This is a genomic window from Ferruginibacter paludis, assembly GCF_030409685.1.
Lineage (GTDB): Bacteria > Bacteroidota > Bacteroidia > Chitinophagales > Chitinophagaceae > Ferruginibacter > Ferruginibacter paludis.
Window position 1 is genome coordinate 434,840 of sequence record NZ_JAUFQJ010000004.1, and the last position, 17,004, is coordinate 451,843.

15 protein-coding genes are annotated in these 17,004 nt (G+C 41.8%); 3 read left to right on the forward strand and 12 right to left on the reverse strand.

The window, feature by feature from the left end:
• Nucleotides 1-93 precede the first annotated feature (93 nt).
• Nucleotides 94-2,646: an ATP-dependent Clp protease ATP-binding subunit gene (locus QWZ08_RS07600; RefSeq protein ID WP_290336713.1), complete on the reverse strand. Its 2,553-nt coding sequence runs from the start codon at nucleotides 2,644-2,646 to the stop codon at nucleotides 94-96.
• 256 nt (nucleotides 2,647-2,902) lie between these two features.
• On the opposite strand from QWZ08_RS07600, the gene QWZ08_RS07605 reads away from it, so the two are divergent.
• Complete coding sequence (locus QWZ08_RS07605) at nucleotides 2,903-3,277, forward strand: STAS domain-containing protein (RefSeq protein WP_290336714.1); 375 nt, start codon at nucleotides 2,903-2,905, stop codon at nucleotides 3,275-3,277.
• A 79-nt stretch (nucleotides 3,278-3,356) separates the two neighbouring features.
• Nucleotides 3,357-4,259: a ribonuclease Z gene (locus QWZ08_RS07610; RefSeq protein ID WP_290336715.1), complete on the forward strand. Its 903-nt coding sequence runs from the start codon at nucleotides 3,357-3,359 to the stop codon at nucleotides 4,257-4,259.
• Between the two features lie 126 nt (nucleotides 4,260-4,385).
• On the opposite strand, the gene QWZ08_RS07615 is transcribed toward QWZ08_RS07610, so the two are convergent.
• The 9 genes from QWZ08_RS07615 to tkt all read right to left on the reverse strand — a co-directional run bounded on the left by QWZ08_RS07615 (nucleotide 4,386) and on the right by tkt (nucleotide 14,903).
• Nucleotides 4,386-5,561 carry an alpha/beta hydrolase gene (locus tag QWZ08_RS07615; protein WP_290336716.1) on the reverse strand — a complete coding sequence of 392 codons (1,176 nt, stop codon included), beginning with the start codon at nucleotides 5,559-5,561 and terminating at the stop codon, nucleotides 4,386-4,388.
• 27 nt (nucleotides 5,562-5,588) lie between these two features.
• On the reverse strand, nucleotides 5,589-6,473 hold the full coding sequence (dapA, locus tag QWZ08_RS07620) for a 4-hydroxy-tetrahydrodipicolinate synthase (protein WP_290336717.1): 885 nt from the start codon (nucleotides 6,471-6,473) through the stop codon (nucleotides 5,589-5,591).
• 111 nt (nucleotides 6,474-6,584) lie between these two features.
• Nucleotides 6,585-7,388: a murein L,D-transpeptidase catalytic domain family protein gene (locus QWZ08_RS07625; RefSeq protein ID WP_290336719.1), complete on the reverse strand. Its 804-nt coding sequence runs from the start codon at nucleotides 7,386-7,388 to the stop codon at nucleotides 6,585-6,587.
• Between the two features lie 299 nt (nucleotides 7,389-7,687).
• Nucleotides 7,688-8,428: a 6-phosphogluconolactonase gene (gene pgl, locus QWZ08_RS07630; RefSeq protein ID WP_290336721.1), complete on the reverse strand. Its 741-nt coding sequence runs from the start codon at nucleotides 8,426-8,428 to the stop codon at nucleotides 7,688-7,690.
• Complete coding sequence (zwf, locus tag QWZ08_RS07635; RefSeq protein WP_290336723.1) at nucleotides 8,428-9,942, reverse strand: glucose-6-phosphate dehydrogenase; 1,515 nt, start codon at nucleotides 9,940-9,942, stop codon at nucleotides 8,428-8,430. The genes pgl and zwf overlap by 1 nt, the downstream gene beginning before the upstream one ends.
• 132 nt (nucleotides 9,943-10,074) lie before the next feature.
• Nucleotides 10,075-11,535 (reverse strand): NADP-dependent phosphogluconate dehydrogenase, encoded by a 1,461-nt coding sequence (gnd, locus tag QWZ08_RS07640; protein ID WP_290336724.1) that lies wholly within the window; start codon nucleotides 11,533-11,535, stop codon nucleotides 10,075-10,077.
• Entirely contained in the window at nucleotides 11,532-12,161 is a 630-nt protein-coding gene (locus QWZ08_RS07645) for an HAD family hydrolase (RefSeq protein WP_290336725.1), read from the reverse strand. The genes gnd and QWZ08_RS07645 overlap by 4 nt, the downstream gene beginning before the upstream one ends.
• Before the next feature lie 9 nt (nucleotides 12,162-12,170).
• Nucleotides 12,171-12,614, reverse strand: a complete 444-nt coding sequence (locus tag QWZ08_RS07650; RefSeq protein WP_290336727.1) for an RpiB/LacA/LacB family sugar-phosphate isomerase — start codon at nucleotides 12,612-12,614, stop codon at nucleotides 12,171-12,173.
• 252 nt (nucleotides 12,615-12,866) lie between these two features.
• Nucleotides 12,867-14,903: a transketolase gene (gene tkt, locus QWZ08_RS07655; protein WP_290336728.1), complete on the reverse strand. Its 2,037-nt coding sequence runs from the start codon at nucleotides 14,901-14,903 to the stop codon at nucleotides 12,867-12,869.
• 507 nt (nucleotides 14,904-15,410) lie between these two features.
• Between tkt and QWZ08_RS07660 the strand changes: the two genes are divergently transcribed.
• Nucleotides 15,411-15,791, forward strand: a complete 381-nt coding sequence (locus tag QWZ08_RS07660; protein WP_290336730.1) for a nuclear transport factor 2 family protein — start codon at nucleotides 15,411-15,413, stop codon at nucleotides 15,789-15,791.
• A 19-nt stretch (nucleotides 15,792-15,810) separates the two neighbouring features.
• Here the strand turns inward: QWZ08_RS07660 and panD are convergent, their stop codons facing one another.
• Nucleotides 15,811-16,155 (reverse strand): aspartate 1-decarboxylase, encoded by a 345-nt coding sequence (gene panD, locus QWZ08_RS07665; RefSeq protein WP_290336731.1) that lies wholly within the window; start codon nucleotides 16,153-16,155, stop codon nucleotides 15,811-15,813.
• Between the two features lie 109 nt (nucleotides 16,156-16,264).
• Nucleotides 16,265-16,978: a 3-keto-disaccharide hydrolase gene (locus QWZ08_RS07670; protein ID WP_290336732.1), complete on the reverse strand. Its 714-nt coding sequence runs from the start codon at nucleotides 16,976-16,978 to the stop codon at nucleotides 16,265-16,267.
• Nucleotides 16,979-17,004 lie beyond the last annotated feature (26 nt).

Genomic DNA, 17,004 nt, shown 5'->3' on the forward strand with positions numbered 1-17,004 from the left:
CATTTTGAAAGATAGCGACTGGTGTAATAAAAAAAATCACACTAACAAAAAAGCCATCCTTCCGGATGGCTTTACGTTTATGTTTTCAAAAAATTAAGCTTCTGATTTAGCCTCGATGCTGCTGCTCTCTGCAGGCTTTAAAGTAAAGAGAATTTTTTCTTTGGCTTCGTCCAGGTCAGCAATCAATGTATCGCCTTCCTTCACTGCCATATTTAAAATTTCTTCTGCTAAAGGATCTTCCAGGTATTTCTGGATGGCCCTGTGCAGAGGCCTAGCTCCAAACTGAGAGTCGTATCCTTTCTCTGCAATAAAATCTTTTGCTCTCGATGTTAATTCCATAGAAAAACCAAGATTTACCAGCCTTTTCATTACACCCTTCATCAGGATATCAATGATCTCGAAGATGTTTTCCTTGGTGAGAGAATTGAATATTACCACATCATCAATCCTGTTTAAAAACTCAGGACTAAATGTACGTTTCAATGCTTTTTCTATAACTGATTTATTATTTTCATCTGCATTTAAAACCCTTGCTGCGGTAGCAAAACCTACACCTTCCCCAAAATCTTTTAACTGGCGTGCACCAATATTAGACGTCATGATGATCAGCGTATTCTTAAAGTCAATCTTTCTTCCCAAACCATCTGTCAGCTGCCCATCATCCAATACCTGCAATAAAATATTGTAAATATCCGGATGCGCTTTTTCAATTTCATCCAGCAAAATAACGCTGTATGGTTTACGTCTAACTCTTTCCGTTAACTGACCACCTTCTTCATAACCAACATATCCGGGAGGTGCACCAATCAAACGGCTTACACTGAATTTTTCCATGTATTCACTCATGTCGATCCTTATTAAAGAATCGTCATTGTCAAACATGTATCTTGCCAGTGACCTTGCCAACTCAGTTTTACCCACCCCTGTAGGGCCAAGGAAAATAAATGTACCGATTGGTTTCTTCGGATCTTTCAATCCCACCCTGTTGCGCTGGATGGCTTTTACCACTTTTTGAATTCCATCTTCCTGTCCAACAACCGCGCCTTTCAGGTCTTCGGCCATGCGACGTAATTTTTCAGTTTCTGCCTGCACCATCCTCTTTACAGGTATGCCGGTCATCATGCTTATCACTTCCGCTATGTCTTCTTCTTCAATCGGGAAACGCTTGTGTTTACTTTCTTCTTCCCAATCGTTCTTTGCTTTTTCCAATTCTTCCTGTAATCTTTTTTCTGTATCTCTTAAAGAAGCAGCTTCTTCAAAACGCTGGCTTTTTACCACCTTGTTTTTTTCCAGCTTAATGTCTTCAATTTTCTTTTCCAGTTCAATTACTTCCTGCGGAACGTTGATGTTTTTAATGTGCTTTCTTGCACCTACTTCATCCATAACGTCTATCGCCTTGTCGGGCAATAACCTGTCGGTCATGTACCTTTCACTTAACTTAACACACGCATCGATGGCTTCCGCACTATACAAAACATTGTGGTAGTCTTCGTATTTGCTTTTGATGTTGGTTAAAATTTCAATTGTTTCTTCTACTGACGGTTGTTCAACAATTACCTTTTGAAAACGACGATCCAGTGCGCCATCTTTTTCAATATGCATACGATATTCATCCAAAGTAGAAGCACCGATGCACTGTAACTCACCTCTTGCAAGGGCTGGTTTAAATATGTTGGAAGCATCCAATGAACCGCTGGCACCACCGGCACCAACAATGGTATGAATTTCATCAATAAACAAAATCACATCCCTGTTTTTTTCCAGCTCATTCATGATAGCCTTCATTCTTTCTTCAAACTGGCCACGGTATTTTGTACCGGCAACCAATGCTGCCAAATCAAGCGATACTACTCTTTTATCAAACAATACCCGGCTCACTTTTCTTTGTACAATGCGTAAGGCCAAACCTTCCACAATGGCTGTTTTACCCACACCAGGTTCACCGATTAAAATGGGATTATTCTTTTTACGGCGGCTAAGAATTTGTGACACTCTTTCAATTTCTGTTTCCCTGCCAACGATCGGATCTAGTGAACCGCTTTCCGCTAAACGGGTAATGTCACGGCCGAAATTATCCAGTACAGGTGTCTTTGTTTTGGGCTGGTTAGCAGCACCGCCACGTTGTGCTTTTTGCTGCTGGCTGTATTGTTTCTTTTCCTCATCAAAGTCATCCTCATTTTCATCACTGAATTCTGCTGATGGGGGATTGCTGGTTACAAAGCCCAACTCGTTTTTAAAAATATCGTAATCCACATCAAACTGATTTAAAATCTGCGTAGCAATGTTTTCTTTATTTTTCAAAATAGACAGCATCAGGTGCTCACTCTCCACCATCACACTTTTATGTGCTTTGGCTTCCAGTACAGTGATACGAATGACTTTCTCCGCCTGCTTTGTAAGCGGAAGTGAATTAATGTTAGCAATGTTTTTTCCTGTCTTATCCTTCACAGCAACCTCTATCTCTTTACGCAATTCGTACAGATCTACATTCAGTGATTTGAGGATTTTGATGGCGGTATTTTCACCATCCCTTATCAATCCTAACACTAAATGTTCGGTGCCTATAAAATCATTTCCCAGGCGCAGTGCTTCTTCCCTGCTATAAGAAATAATTTCCTTTACTTGTGCTGAAAAATTGTTGTCCATCCGTATTGAATTTAGCTTGTACAATAATAACGATTATTTGTTAGATAAAGTTTGCTGAAAAGGTGAAATGTTAATATGTTAAAAAATTAAAAAATGCTTTGTGCAGGACCTGCGGCGGTACAGATATCATCCGTTTTGCAGAATTTTACAAGCTATCGAAATAGCGTCACAAGAATCAAACTCGTTTCCTGGAATTTTACTTCAAAATTTTCCTTTACTTTACAAATACCTAACGTCAAAAACTGAATCTTATTTAATGAATGTCAAAATAGATACCAAAGAGAAATTTACTGTTATTACGCCTGAAGAGGTGAGATTGACTGCTATATTGACAGGAGAATTAGTGGAAATGTTGCTTCACTATCAACAAAAAGATATCCCACACCTGGTGCTTAACATGCAACGGATAACAGAGATAGACGAAGCAAGCGGAGAATTACTTGCAAACTGCCAGCAACAGTTTTACGAGCATAATTGCTCCTTTGTTATCTGCGCTCTTCAGCCAGCCGTTGAAGCTTTACTTGATAAGGCAGAACTGCTGGAGGTAATGAATGTAACACCAACAGAAAGCGAAGCGTGGGACATTGTGCAAATGGAAGAAATAGAGCGGGAATTAATGGGAGACGAATAGGCCTTTCGACGGATAATTTTTTAATGTGCCAGCGATATATTAAATTTATTTTTTTACAATAAATTTTAACCCTTTTTAAATGTTGGCAATCACAATTTTAGGTAACAATTCCGCTATTCCTGCATGGGACAGAAACCCCACAGCGCAGATTCTGCAGTCGCTGGAAGAGTGCTACCTGATTGATTGCGGCGAGGGCACGCAAACCCAAATGTCCAAATATAAAATCCGCAGAAGCAGGATCAACCACATTTTTATTTCTCATTTACATGGCGATCATTATTTTGGCCTGATCGGATTGTTGACCAGCATGAGTTTACTCAGCCGTACGCAGGATCTTCATTTACATGCACCTGCGGCCCTGGAACAAATCATTCAGCTGCAATTATCTGTTGCCTCCGTTCAACTTTCTTACCGCTTGTATTTTCACCCCATTACTGCCAATGAAATCATTGTTGACGACAGTAAGATTACCGTGGAAAGTTTTGCTGTAAAACATCGTATCGAATGTTGGGGATTTTTGTTTACAGAAAAGAAAAACCCGCGAAAAATCGATCGCGTAAGAATTAAGGCCTATGAAATACCCGTTTCTTTTTACGACAAATTACAGAAAGGGGAAGACTACGTAACAAAAAAAGGCACCATTATTCCGAATGAGGAAGTTACTATACCCGGCCCTAAACCAAAAAAGTACGCCTACTGTGCGGATACCATTTATGATGAAACCCTGGTTGACAAAGTGAAGTTGGTTGATATGCTGTATCATGAAGCCACCTACCTGAAAGCTTTGCACAGCAGGGCTGCCGAGCGCTTTCACAGTACCACCATACAGGCAGCCGGCATTGCGCATAAAGGGCAGGTAAAGAAATTACTCATTGGCCATTTTTCCTCGAAGTATGAAGTGCTGGATGAATTTTTAACCGAAGCGACTGCCGTATTTGAAAATACTGAACTGGCTTTGCAGGGCGTTAGTTACCGCATTTAAAAGCAAACAATTGGTCCGGACCAGGAATCTTTGTGGGGCATCGTTGCATCGCCCTCTTATACTTTTGCAGCTTTACTGTACAATCAGTGTAAAAAAAAGCTTACATTTTTCAAGGATGAGATCGGATTATTTATCCAGCCTGATTGCATTATTAAATCCATCTGACATAATCCACCTGTAAAAATCGGCAAACCATTTATGCCAGGCTTGTTCGTTGTGTTGCCCTTCGGGGTCAATTACTTTATAAATCATGGCATCTGATTTTTTAGCCACGGTTTCAACCACTTCTTCCATGTCATTGACATAAGTACCACCTTCAAGTTCACCGATGTAAAAAAATAGCTTTCCGGTTAATTTGTTGCCTGCTGAATCAGTCAACTTTTTTATACCATCCGCCGTCCAGAATGCCGGCGAAAAAATGCCACCCCTGCCAAAAACATCCGGGTACTTTAACAGTGCGTAAAAGGAAATTAATCCCCCCATGGAACTGCCGCCAATAATCGTTCTATTTTTTGATCGCAAGGTTCTGTAATGTCCGTCAATAAAGGGCTTTAACGTCTGTACCAAAAAATCAACATACACTTCACCTTTCCCCTTCCCAAATTTTTCATTGTCAAACGGATTGTATTCCTGCATCCTTTCCACACCATTATCTATACCTACCACAATACAGGGCGGTGCGCCTTTTTTTACCATGCTGTCCAGTATTTCGTCTACACCCCATTCGCCAAAAGCCGCAGTGTATGCATCAAACAGGTTCTGCCCATCCTGGAGGTACATCACCGGATATTTTTCGTTACCGGTATGGTACCCCGGAGGCAAATAAATCCATATCCTTCGTTTGCTATTTAGCTGCGGGACTGCAAAAGCAGTATCCAAAATGTGCACATTTGGAGATACCGTATGTTGTTTAACAACAGGTGTAAAATCATCTTTCCATGCAGCGATGGAAATCTCAATGGTTGTATCGCCGGTTATGCTGATTACATGATTGCCAATGTCAGCTCCGGCTAAAGCGCTTTCTGTTTTTCCCCAATCGCCACGGGTACATTTAAATTCAACAACCGTGGCCGGAACATTTTTTATTTGAAGGGATAAATAACCATGTTGTTTTACAAAATAAAACCTGCCATCAGCAGGTTGCCAGTTATTAAAATTGCCAGCTGCAAAAATGGAATCCCCCGCATGTAACGCAGGCTGCTGCACTATATGAAGGGTGACTGTATACTGCGCAACCGTAACCGTAACTGCACATAAGCAGGCACACAAAAAAAGATACAACCGCTTGTGGTTATTGGGCATAAATCAAGAATTGATTTGTCAGATAAGCTATCCGCGGGCACAATAAGCTTTCACCTTTTGCTGGATGCCTTCACTCAATGATGTTACTGGCAGCCTTACTACATTTTTTATATGCCCCATTTCGTAAAGGAACCCTTTTACGCCGGCAGGGTTGTTTTCTGTAAACAATAAATTGTACACTTCCAGCAAAGGGTCATTTAGTTTTTTGGCAGCGGCAAAATCTGAAGCCAGTCCGGCCCTTACCATGTCAGAAAATTGTTTTGGATAACAATTGGCGGCAACACTGATCACGCCATCTATTCCACACGCCAGTTCAGGCAATACAAGGTCATCATCACCACTCACTACCAAAAAATCCGCTGGTCTGTCTTTCAAAATCTGGATGCACTGACTAATATTGTTACCGGCCTCTTTAATGCCAGCCACATTGGCCACTTCATGCGCCAAACGCAATGTAGTTGACGCTTCCATGTTACGGCCCGTTCTGCCCGGCACATTGTACAATATGATGGGTTTAGGTGATGCTTCGGCAATTGCTTTATAATGCTGAAAAATACCTTCCTGCGAAGGTTTGTTATAATAAGGACAGGCGCTCAAAACCGCCACTGCTTTATCAAGTGGGTAGCTCTGGACCTGCTCAACCACTTCCCTTGTATTATTGCCACCAATACCCACCACAACCGGTACCCGGCCATTTATCTTTTCAAATGTAAAATTGATAATATCCAGCTTCTCCTGTTTATCCAGCGTGGGTGTTTCACCGGTGGTGCCTAAAGTAACAATATATTCCACTCCATTTCCGATGATAAAATTGATCAACTTTTCCAGTGCTGCAAAATCCACTGTTTCATCCTGATTAAACGGCGTTACAATCGCTGCGCCCGTTCCTTTTAACTGCTCCCTGATGTTCATTACTACAATAATTTTTGGTGAAGGTATTATTATGCAGTGAAATTGTAAAAAACAAAAATCCCCCGCTATCAGCAGGGGATTTTTTATGGTAAATATAATTTTGAATTCGCTTTATTTATACGCCATCATCGGGCCTTGCGGATGGTTTAAAATACGGGAGTGACTCAGGTAATTCTGATCGGGACTAAAGATGAATAAACAAGTACCGTTTTTTATCACATCTATTATGGCTTTATGCAGCCGTTGTGGCAAAGCCGGGCAACCCCAGCTGCGGCCAAGATACCCCTGCGAATGGATAAAACTTTCATCTACATATTCGGCGCCGTGAATTACAATGGCTCTTCTGTTGGCATTATCGTTGATGCCTTTTTCCATGCCATTTAATTTTAATGAATATCCGTTTCCGCCAATATAAGTGCCCTGGGTTTCATAAAATCCAAGACTGCTTTTATTGCTTTCCGGTCTGTTGGAAAACTGTTTTGCGAACTCTTTGCCTGACTGCATGCCATGCGCTACATACGTATTGAACAGCAATTTATAGTTTGCAAGATCTATTACGAACAATCTCTTTTCCGATGAAGGTTTACTAAAATCAATAATAGAAATAATATGATCATTACTAACCTCTCCTATTGCCTTCATCACATTAAAACCTTTCATGGCATAATCAAATGCCTGGCGTGCCAGTCCCAGCGATCCAAGACGTAAGCTATCATACAAATTCATTTCTTCAGCTCGCACATTAATGTTGTTTACCAGGGGAGAATCTTTGGCCACAATAGGATGTACTGAGGCATTGTTATCAAAAAAACCAACGGCTGTTTTTGTTTTTGCAAATACAAAAGGCATGTGCAAAATGAAGATAAACAGTGAGGAGAAGAATAAGTATACTTTTTTGAAAGCAAATCTTTTCATAATCGTAACTGGATTTAAAAATTCGTAAAGGGGTTTGCAAATATCGTGCTTACAAACTTTCATTTTTGTTAAAAAATGAAAGTTTTATATATTGAATTTAATATATTCAAAAAAGTAAAACTTAATTGTATCCCTGTATAAAAAATTTGCAATCAACCTATTAGGAGATTTTAGAAAACCAGGTTTAACTAAAATCTTTTTGCAGGTAGGGGTACTGAAAAATAACGAACGAATAACGGGTTTATTATTTTATGTGGATAAGTGGGTCCGATCAATAGGGCCAGATTGGCAGGCCGGTCTTAAAAACTGACGTTTTCAAGTACGGACGCGGCAGATTCATCAAGAAACCAATCCAGCGTTCCTGTTACCGGGGCGATCAGTTGGGCTGGGAATTTGTCAATATTTTTAGTTGTCTCAAGAATATTTTTAACAGCGGCAGCTTTGGTTTGTCCATAAACCAAAAACGCAATATGATGCGCCAGGTTAATCAATGGTGCGGTAAAACTGATGCGGTAAACTTGTTGTTCCTCCAGGAAAACTGCTTTTACTGAGACGGTTCTGTCCTGCAGTATGGGTGTATGTGGAAACAAGGATGCAGTGTGCGCATTATCGCCGAGCCCCAATAACACCAAATCAAATTTCATTTCTTTCCCGGCAAAATACCTACTGATCGCATCGGTATAATGCCCTGCTGCCAGTTCAGGTTCAAGGTCGGTATTCACTGGAAAAATGTTTGCTTCATTTATTTGCAGCGGATCAAACAAAGTTTTCTTTGCCATTAAATAATTACTATCGGGATCAGTCTGCGGCACATTACGTTCATCGCCAAAAAAGAAAAATACTTTGGGCCACTGTACTTTCTCTTTATAAGCCGGCGAGCTTAATAATTCATATAATTTTTTAGGAGAATTGCCACCTGATAAAGCGACCGTAAATTTTCCATTTGCAGCAATGGCTTCATTTGCTATGGTAACAAAATAATTTGCAAGGCTGTTTAATACTTCGCCTTCTGTTTTATAAATATTTATTTTAACGCCCATTATTTTTTACCATTTAAGGGTAAGGTAAACCAATGAAATCCGTCTCTTGCAATTAAAGCTTCGGCCAGTTCAGGCCCCCAGCTGTCTGCTGAATAATTGGGAAAGTTTAAACTTTTTCTGCCTTCCCATGAAGTTAAAATAGGCATCAGCAAATCCCAGGCAACTTCCACCTGGTCGCCCCGCATAAATAAGGTTTGGTCGCCCGCCATGGTATCCAGCAACAATGTTTCGTAAGCTTCCGGCGCCTGGCTGGTATAAGTGCCTTTATAGTCAAAAACCATGTCCACAGTATTTAGAGCCATTTCAAGTCCGGGCCGTTTTGCCTGTACCTGTAAACGAATGCTCATTTCCGGTTGTATGCTGATGACAAGCCTGTTCTGCTGCCAGCTTTCACTTACTTCTGCCGGAAAAATCTGGTGCGGCACATCCCTGAATTGTATACTGATAACGGAGGCGGACTGGTGCATGCGTTTACCGGTACGTACATAAAACGGTACCCCTTTCCAGCGCCAGTTGTCTATAAAAAATTTAATGGCAGCAAAAGTTTCTGTATTTGATTCCGGATCTACTTTTGGTTCCTTGCGATAACCGGGCACTTCCTTTCCTTCCATCCAGCCATCTGAATATTGCCCTCTTACTGTAGACAAGCGTACATCTTCAGGCCCGAATTTTCGCATGGCGTTTAATACATCTACTTTTCGGTTTCTTACTTCATCCGCATTAAAATTATTGGGCGATTCCATGGCCACCAGGCAGAGCAGCTGCAATAAATGATTCTGAATCATGTCCCGTAATGCGCCTGATTTATCATAATAATCACCGCGTTCTTCAACACCCAATTGCTCCGTAACCGATATCTGGACATGTTCAATGTAGTTGCGGTTCCAGATGGGTTCCAGCAAGGCATTGGCAAAACGGAAGGCCATAATATTCTGCACGGTTTCTTTACCCAGGTAATGATCGATGCGGTAGATCTGGCATTCATTGAAAATTCCGCTGAGCAATTTGTTTAAAGAACGGGAAGTTTCAAGGTCATGACCAAATGGTTTTTCGATAACGATTCTTGATTTTTTAGTATCATCAGCCAGTTTACTTTTTGATAGATTCCCGGCGATGATGGGAAAGTATTCCGGCGAAACAGCCAGGTAAAAAATTACATTGGCCTCAGCTTTCCATTCCGTATTAAGCTTGTCTATCCTGGTGCCAAATTCTTTATAAGTCTTACTATCCTTGGCATCAGCAGACTGGTAAAACAGGTGTTTGTAAAACTCATCCCACTTGTCTTTTTTTACTTTGCCGCTGCGGGAATATTTGTTGATGCCATCCTGTATTTTTTCGGCAAATTGCTGATCGCTCAGTGGTGTTCTTCCTGTGCCGATGATGGCAAACTGATCAGGCATCCATCCATCAATGAAAAGATTATACAATGCCGGTGCCAGCTTGCGGGCATTCAAATCGCCCGTGCCACCGAAAATTATAAATATTACAGGTTGAGATTTTAGATTTGCGTACACCTTCTTTTAGTTATAAGTTATGAATTACGAGTTATAAGCGTTTTCAGGGCGAAGCGCTTTACTATTGAAATAAAAAGTAAAAAATTAAAATAAAAAATAGCTACAACTGGGAACCAGCGAATTCACAATTACTTACTGTTTTTCTTTAACGCCTGAGCCTTTAATGCTGATGCTTTTTTCGCCCCATTTGGTATGAAAAACACCTTCCTTGCCTATCAGCTCATACGTATGTGCTCCGAAATAATCACGTTGAGCCTGTATTAAATTACTGGGCATTTGTTTGTTGCGCAGGTTGTCAAAATAACCCAACGACGCAGCATACGCTGGCATAGCAATACCTGCAGTAATGGCTTTTGACAACACCGACCGGATGCCTGGCACATTTTCAACTGTTAATTTTTGAACGCCTTCATCCAGCAGTAAATGCTGCAGGTTGTTGTCTTTTTCGTAGGCGGTAAAAATTTCATTTAAAAAACCGGAACGGATGATACAACCACCGCGCCAGATTTTCGCTATTTCAGCCAGGTGCAAACCATATTTATATTCGGACGATGCCTTGCTTAACAGATGCATGCCCTGCGCATAAGACATGATCATGGTAAAATAAAATGCCTGTTCCAGTTCAACCAAAAAACTGTCTCTATCGACTGACAAAGGGGCATCATTAACGCTGTAGATTTGAGACAGCTGAACCCTTAAAGCTTTGTATTTGGAAAGGTCACGCATTTCTACCGCGGCATCTATGGTGGGTATCGGGCTTTCTAAATCCATTGCCACTTGTGAAGTCCATTTACCCGTTCCTTTTGCTCTTGCCTCATCCTTTATATTATCCAGCAGTAATTGATCGGAGCCTTGTTCTTTATATTGAAAAATATCGCTGGTGATTTCCATCAGAAAAGATTGCAACCTGCCTTCATTCCATTGGGTAAATATTTTGCCAATGGCTTCATCATCCATCTGCAATCCTTTTTTCATTACTTCGTAGGTTTCCGAAATCAGCTGCATCAGGCCATACTCAATTCCATTGTGCACCATCTTTACAAAATGCCCGGAGGCACCAGGACCGATATAAGTTACGCAAGGCACGCCATCTACCTTTGCGGCAATGGCTTCTAAAATTGGCTTCATTACATTGTAGGCTTCTTTGTCGCCCCCTGGCATCATGCTCGGACCACGACGGGCGCCTTCTTCGCCACCCGAAACACCCATTCCAAAAAAGTGAAATCCCTTTGTCTCCAGGTAAGCCACCCTGCGGTCTGTATCAGTAAAATGAGAGTTGCCCCCATCAATTAAAATATCGCCTTTATCAAGCAATGGCAACAGGTCTTCAATTACACTGTCTACAATTTTTCCTGCTGGAACCAGCATCATAATCGCCCTCGGACTTTTTAAACTGCCCACAAATTCGTTTACATCACTAAAGCCTTTGAGGTTGCCATTCTTATCTTCCTCTTCCAGCAACTGGCCTTTGCTTGCGTCCTTATCATATCCTGCACCTGCCACACCATGATCGCCCATGTTTAACAGAAGATTGCGCCCCATTGTACCCAATCCGATCATACCAAAATCGTACTTTCCTGCTGTATTACTCATTGGTTAAAATTTTCTTTTTTTAAGTTTTCTAATATTGATTTGGTCTCTTCAAAATTGGTGTGATGAAAAGACCGGATGCCTAATTTTTGTGCGGCATTGGCAAACATGGTTCTGTCGTCAAAATATACACACTGACTTGGGGATGCCTGGGCAATACCCAATGCCAGCTTGAATATCCGCGGATCAGGCTTGCGCATATTTACTTCGCAGGAAGATATGAATGCATCAAATGCCTGGTGCAGTTTAAATTTCTGTACCCGGTAATCATTTAGTTCTTTGCCCTCGTTGTTAATGGATATAATGCGAAAGCCGCAATCTTTTTTCCACTCTTTTAACCAGGCAAGCATATCAGGCAATTCCACCGATTGCGAATACATAAAATCTTTAAAATCCTGGCGCACAAAATCTCTTGGATAATTGAATATTACGGTGTCCAGGTATTCGTCCAGCGTGATGCTGCCGATTTCGTACACGTTGAAAATAAAATTGTGCAGGGCATCAATTTCTTCATAATCCAGTTTAAATATTTCTGCTGCTTTTTTTCTTGACTCATGGCCCCACCCGTTTGTCAGGAGAATGCCGCCTACATCAAAAAAGAGAATTTTAAGGTCGTTGATTTTTTGCATTGCTGGTGTTTATTTTTCGAGTAAATGTACTTTGTGCAAACGACGCATGTGGCGCTCGGCCCCGGTAAAACGGGCAGTTAAAAAAGCGGTGATCAGTTCCTGCGCTGCCATATAACCTGTTACCCTTCCGCCCAAACACAACATGTTGAGATCATCATCTTCCACGCCCTGGTGTGCAGAGAAATGGTCATTGATAAGTGCTGCACGTACACCTGCGATTTTATTGGCCGCCACTGACGCCCCTACCCCGCTTCCGCAAATGGCAATGGCCCGGTCCAGTTCCTTATCGGCGAGCGCCCTGCCCATGGGCACAACAAAATCAGGATAATCGTCTGTATTATCCAGTTCGAAAGCGCCGTAATCTGTTACTTCATAACCCAGTGATTCAAGGAAGGGGTGAATGATTTCTTTCAGTTCGTATCCGCCGTGGTCGGCTGCGATGCCTATTTTCATGCGAGATGTTATAAGTTATAAGTTATAGATTATAAGTTGAAAATACATGGGGACGTAACCAACCTCTTACCAATGTCTATTCCATCACGATTTACTTTTCAGCGTCTGAATTTAAAAACCTGCTACCTCACTATGCTTCAGTAAAAGTTGCCCATGACTTTAAAAGTACAAGAGCCGATAGCTATCGGCTGCGACGCCATTGAAGCTGCACATGACCGCTGTATTTGCCGGGACAAAATGATTTACACCTATTTAAATAACCGTGTTTGTTGTTGGTTGTTTATCCAGTAATTGCATTGCTTTTTCAACCACGTTGTCAACCGTAAATCCGAAAAGCTTATACAGATCTTCTGCCGGCGCTGACTCTCCAAAGCCTGTCATGCCGATCACCGCTCCTTCGTCGGTTACATACTTATGCCATCCCAATGCAGAGCCGGCTTCTACCGCCAGGCGCTTTTTGATGCTTTCGGGGAAAATCTTTTCCTTGTATTCTTCGTCCTGCTTTTCAAACAACTCCCATGAAGGCATGCTTACCACACGGCTGGAAAAACCTGCTTCCGCCAGCTTTGCCTGCGCCTGCAAAATCAAATCTACTTCAGAACCGGTCGCTATCAAAATTATCTGTGGATCCATAAAAGAATCTGATAAAATATAAGCTCCTTTTTCCAGCTCCACTGCTTTACCAAATTTAGTCTGATCAATGACAGGAAGGCCTTGCCTTGTTAAAACCAATACAACTGGTCCGCCGGAATGTTCGAGCGCTACCCGCCATGCCTGTGCGGTTTCGTTGGCATCAGCAGGTCGTATCAGGGTGATATTCGGGATAGAACGCAAAGAGATCAATTGCTCGACCGGCTGGTGGGTGGTGCCATCTTCGCCGAGGCCGATACTGTCGTGCGTATAAATAAAAATGGGGCGTATTTTCATGATAGCCGCAAGCCTGATCGGTGGCCGCATGTATTCTGAAAATATCAGGAAAGTGGCGCCATAAGGAATGATGCCTGGTGTTAAGGCCATTCCGTTTAAAGCCGAGCCCATGGCGTGTTCGCGGATACCAAAGTGAAAGTTTCGCCCTTCAAAACTGCCGGGTTCAAATGATTTATAGTCTTTAAGATTTGTTTCTGTTGACGGAGACAAATCGGCTGCACCACCGATCAACCCTGGAAGACTTGCTGCGATGGCATTCAACACTTTGCCAGATGCCTGGCGGGTGGCCATTTTTTTATCGGATGGTTCAAATAAGGGTAGTTTTTCCTGCCAGCCTTCGGGTAATTTACCGCTGAGCGCCTGTTCGTATTCTGCAGCCAGTTCAGGAAAAGATGTTTTATAGCGGCTGAATAATTCGTTCCATTCTTTTTCCAGTGCAGTTCCTTTTTCTCCGATTGCCCGGTAATAATTCAGCACTTCCTGCGGCACATCGAAGAATTTTTCGGGATCAAAACCAAAAAACTTTTTTACCAGTTTCACTTCCTCTTCTCCCAACGGCGAGCCATGGGCTCCAGCAGTATCTACCTTATTGGGACTTCCGTAAGCAATATGCGTACGCACTTTTATCAGTGATGGACGGGAGGTTTCTTCCTTTGCATTTTTTACCGCCGCTGCAATTGCTTCAATATCATTACCATCTTCTATCACTTGTACATGCCAGTCGTAGGCTTCAAAACGTTTGGCCACATCTTCAGTGAAAGCAATGCCTGTACTGCCTTCTATTGAAATATGATTGTCATCGTACAAATAAATAAGGTTGCCAAGTTTAAGGTGACCAGCCAGCGAAGCCGCTTCAGAGGTAACACCTTCCATCATATCGCCGTCACTGCAAATGGCGTATATGTTATAATTGAAAAGATCGAAGTCTGGCTTATTGAACCTTGCCGCCAAATGCTTTTGCGCAATGGCGAAACCAACGCCGTTTGCAAAACCCTGGCCGAGCGGACCTGTAGTTACATCAATGCCCGGCATTAATCCGTGCTCCGGATGGCCGGCTGCTTTGCTGTTTAACTGCCTGAATTGTTTAAGATCATCCAGCGTACAATCGTAGCCGGTTAAATATAAAAAACTGTATTGCAGCATGCAGCCGTGGCCTGCGGATAAAATAAAACGGTCGCGGTTTGGCCAGTTGGGATTTTTGGGACTGTACCGCATGTAATTGGCCCACAACACATGCCCCATTGGTGCGGCTCCCATCGGCATACCGGGGTGGCCTGAGTTGGCTTTTTGTACAGCATCAACTGATAATATCCTTACTGTGTTGATGCCTAGTTGTTCTAACTGTTTTGAATCGTCTGCCATTTAAAGCTGTTTATAAGATGACTAATATAAAATAAAAGTTGCTGTAATGCTTTGTCATCTCCGGTGCAATTTTCCTGTAACCGAAATTAAGATTATCTGGGTTTGCCATATGTTATACAATTGGTAACGATCACATCTACACAAAGCTACCCATTAAACAAAGCATTTTCAAATTGCCGCCAAATGCTGTGCCAGCAGCGACAGCGCGGCTGCTATTGGATAGAAAAAAGAACAAGCAGGATTTTTACAGCAAACTGTGCAATATATTGCTCAAAGCCGCCAGAGGATTGGTGTTGATAATTATTTATTGCGTCTGTTAAAATTGCTGATTAAAAAACCGGTGAAGGGATAAACCTATTACAGCTTGCTTGCCAGCCACTGAATACAACCCCTCTTAAAAAGAAAAAGTAGTACTATTTTTTCTTGACTTTTTTGGCATAATGGCTTGATTTATGTTCAATTTTTCAATTCATTATATTCATTCAAACACACTTAAATTTATTAATTATGACAACAGCAACAGCAAATATGACGACCAAACAAATTGCCAACCGGCTTAAATTGCTTTGCAGCAAAAGTAAGTTTGAGCAGGCGCAGCGTGAGTTATATGCTGAGGATGCAATAAGCATAGAACCACAGGCTTCGCCCATGTTTGATAAAGAAACACATGGTTTGGAAGCCATTATCGAAAAGGGACAAAAATTTGAGTCGATGGTTGAAAAAATGCATTCCAATACCCTCTCTGATCCGCTGATAGCTGGTAACTCCATTGCCATGACTGCTTTTATGGATGTTACCATGAAGGGCAGGCCAAGGGAAACAATGGGTGAACTTTGTGTATATACAGTAAAAGATGGTAAGATAGTTTCAGAGCAGTTTTTTATGTAGTCTGGAACGGTCTTAAATTTTATAGTTTGTTGCCTTCTTTCGGAAAAATGATGGATGGTTTGAAGCTTTTAGCTGCCTCAAAATCCATTGTGGCGTAAGAGATAATGATAATGATATCGCCTTCGGCACCGCGTCTTGCAGCCGGCCCGTTGAGGCAACAAACTCCTGTTCCGCGACCACCTTTAATTACATAAGTTTCAATGCGGCTACCATTGTTTACATTCACTACCTGCACTTTTTCATTCTCAATTAAGTTGGCCGCGTCCATCAGGTCCTGGTCGATGGTAATACTTCCGACATAGTTCAAATTCGCTTCTGTAATTACAGCCCTGTGTATTTTAGATTTTAAGATTTCTATCTGCATTTTTATTTTTTAGAAGGTGCAAATTAGACAAATTTTATTTAGCCGTAATCAACATGTATAACTGATTGACAAATGAAATGTTGCGCTTGGAAGTTGCTTAATACTACAACTATTTTTCCATCTCAGTGCTCAATTTCTTAATCGGTGTCAACTCCATTTTCCTGCATTCCACTTCGGCACCTTCAGCCTGGAAGGCAATCTGGCCATGATCTGCAGTACATCCGAAGCCATCATTCACCAAATCTCCATTTACCCAAACCCGGATGTTTCGTTTGTAACATTCCACCACCATCCTGTTCCACTGGCCCAATGGCTTTTCTGAACTGTCGGTTAAATTGATGATGCGGCGCCCCTTCCCTTCAGTAATGCCCCAATCTTTTTTAGGGCCACGACGTTGTTCCATATTTTTCACTTTGATATCCTGTACAATGCACCAAAAATCACCGGCATTGTCATGCATCATTTGTGCTTCTATGGATTTTGGAAACATTTTATACAAAGCTCTCGGCGTAGAAGCATGTAACAATATGCCGCAGTTTCCCGACTCGCCGGCGAAACGATACTCCAGCACCAGCCGGTAATTTTTATAGACAGAATCAGTGATCAGGTGTCCCTGCGGATTACCCATACTCACCAGCATGCCATTACGCACAATGAAAGGATTTTTTGCCAGGGCATTGGTATCCATTTCGGGCACATCCACATGCCAGCCGGTTAAATCTTTGCCATTAAAAAGTGAATGAGTCTGCGCAATGACAATAGATACAGACGCCTGAAAAAACAGCACGCAGAGGACGAAGTATTGTTTCATATTGATGATCATTAGATGAATTTTTAAATTATCCTTAC

Coding starts and splice junctions, on each gene's coding strand:
- QWZ08_RS07670 (WP_290336732.1), bottom strand. CDS start 16,978: ATGATCATCAATATGAAACAATACTTCGTCCTCTGCGTGCTGTTTTTT.
- QWZ08_RS07615 (WP_290336716.1), bottom strand. CDS start 5,561: ATGCCCAATAACCACAAGCGGTTGTATCTTTTTTTGTGTGCCTGCTTA.
- QWZ08_RS07650 (WP_290336727.1), bottom strand. CDS start 12,614: ATGAAAATAGGCATCGCAGCCGACCACGGCGGATACGAACTGAAAGAA.
- gnd (WP_290336724.1), bottom strand. CDS start 11,535: ATGAGTAATACAGCAGGAAAGTACGATTTTGGTATGATCGGATTGGGT.
- dapA (WP_290336717.1), bottom strand. CDS start 6,473: ATGAACATCAGGGAGCAGTTAAAAGGAACGGGCGCAGCGATTGTAACG.
- pgl (WP_290336721.1), bottom strand. CDS start 8,428: ATGGGCGTTAAAATAAATATTTATAAAACAGAAGGCGAAGTATTAAAC.
- QWZ08_RS07645 (WP_290336725.1), bottom strand. CDS start 12,161: ATGCAAAAAATCAACGACCTTAAAATTCTCTTTTTTGATGTAGGCGGC.
- QWZ08_RS07610 (WP_290336715.1), top strand. CDS start 3,357: ATGTTGGCAATCACAATTTTAGGTAACAATTCCGCTATTCCTGCATGG.
- QWZ08_RS07625 (WP_290336719.1), bottom strand. CDS start 7,388: ATGAAAAGATTTGCTTTCAAAAAAGTATACTTATTCTTCTCCTCACTG.
- QWZ08_RS07600 (WP_290336713.1), bottom strand. CDS start 2,646: ATGGACAACAATTTTTCAGCACAAGTAAAGGAAATTATTTCTTATAGC.
- tkt (WP_290336728.1), bottom strand. CDS start 14,903: ATGGCAGACGATTCAAAACAGTTAGAACAACTAGGCATCAACACAGTA.
- QWZ08_RS07605 (WP_290336714.1), top strand. CDS start 2,903: ATGAATGTCAAAATAGATACCAAAGAGAAATTTACTGTTATTACGCCT.
- panD (WP_290336731.1), bottom strand. CDS start 16,155: ATGCAGATAGAAATCTTAAAATCTAAAATACACAGGGCTGTAATTACA.
- QWZ08_RS07660 (WP_290336730.1), top strand. CDS start 15,411: ATGACAACAGCAACAGCAAATATGACGACCAAACAAATTGCCAACCGG.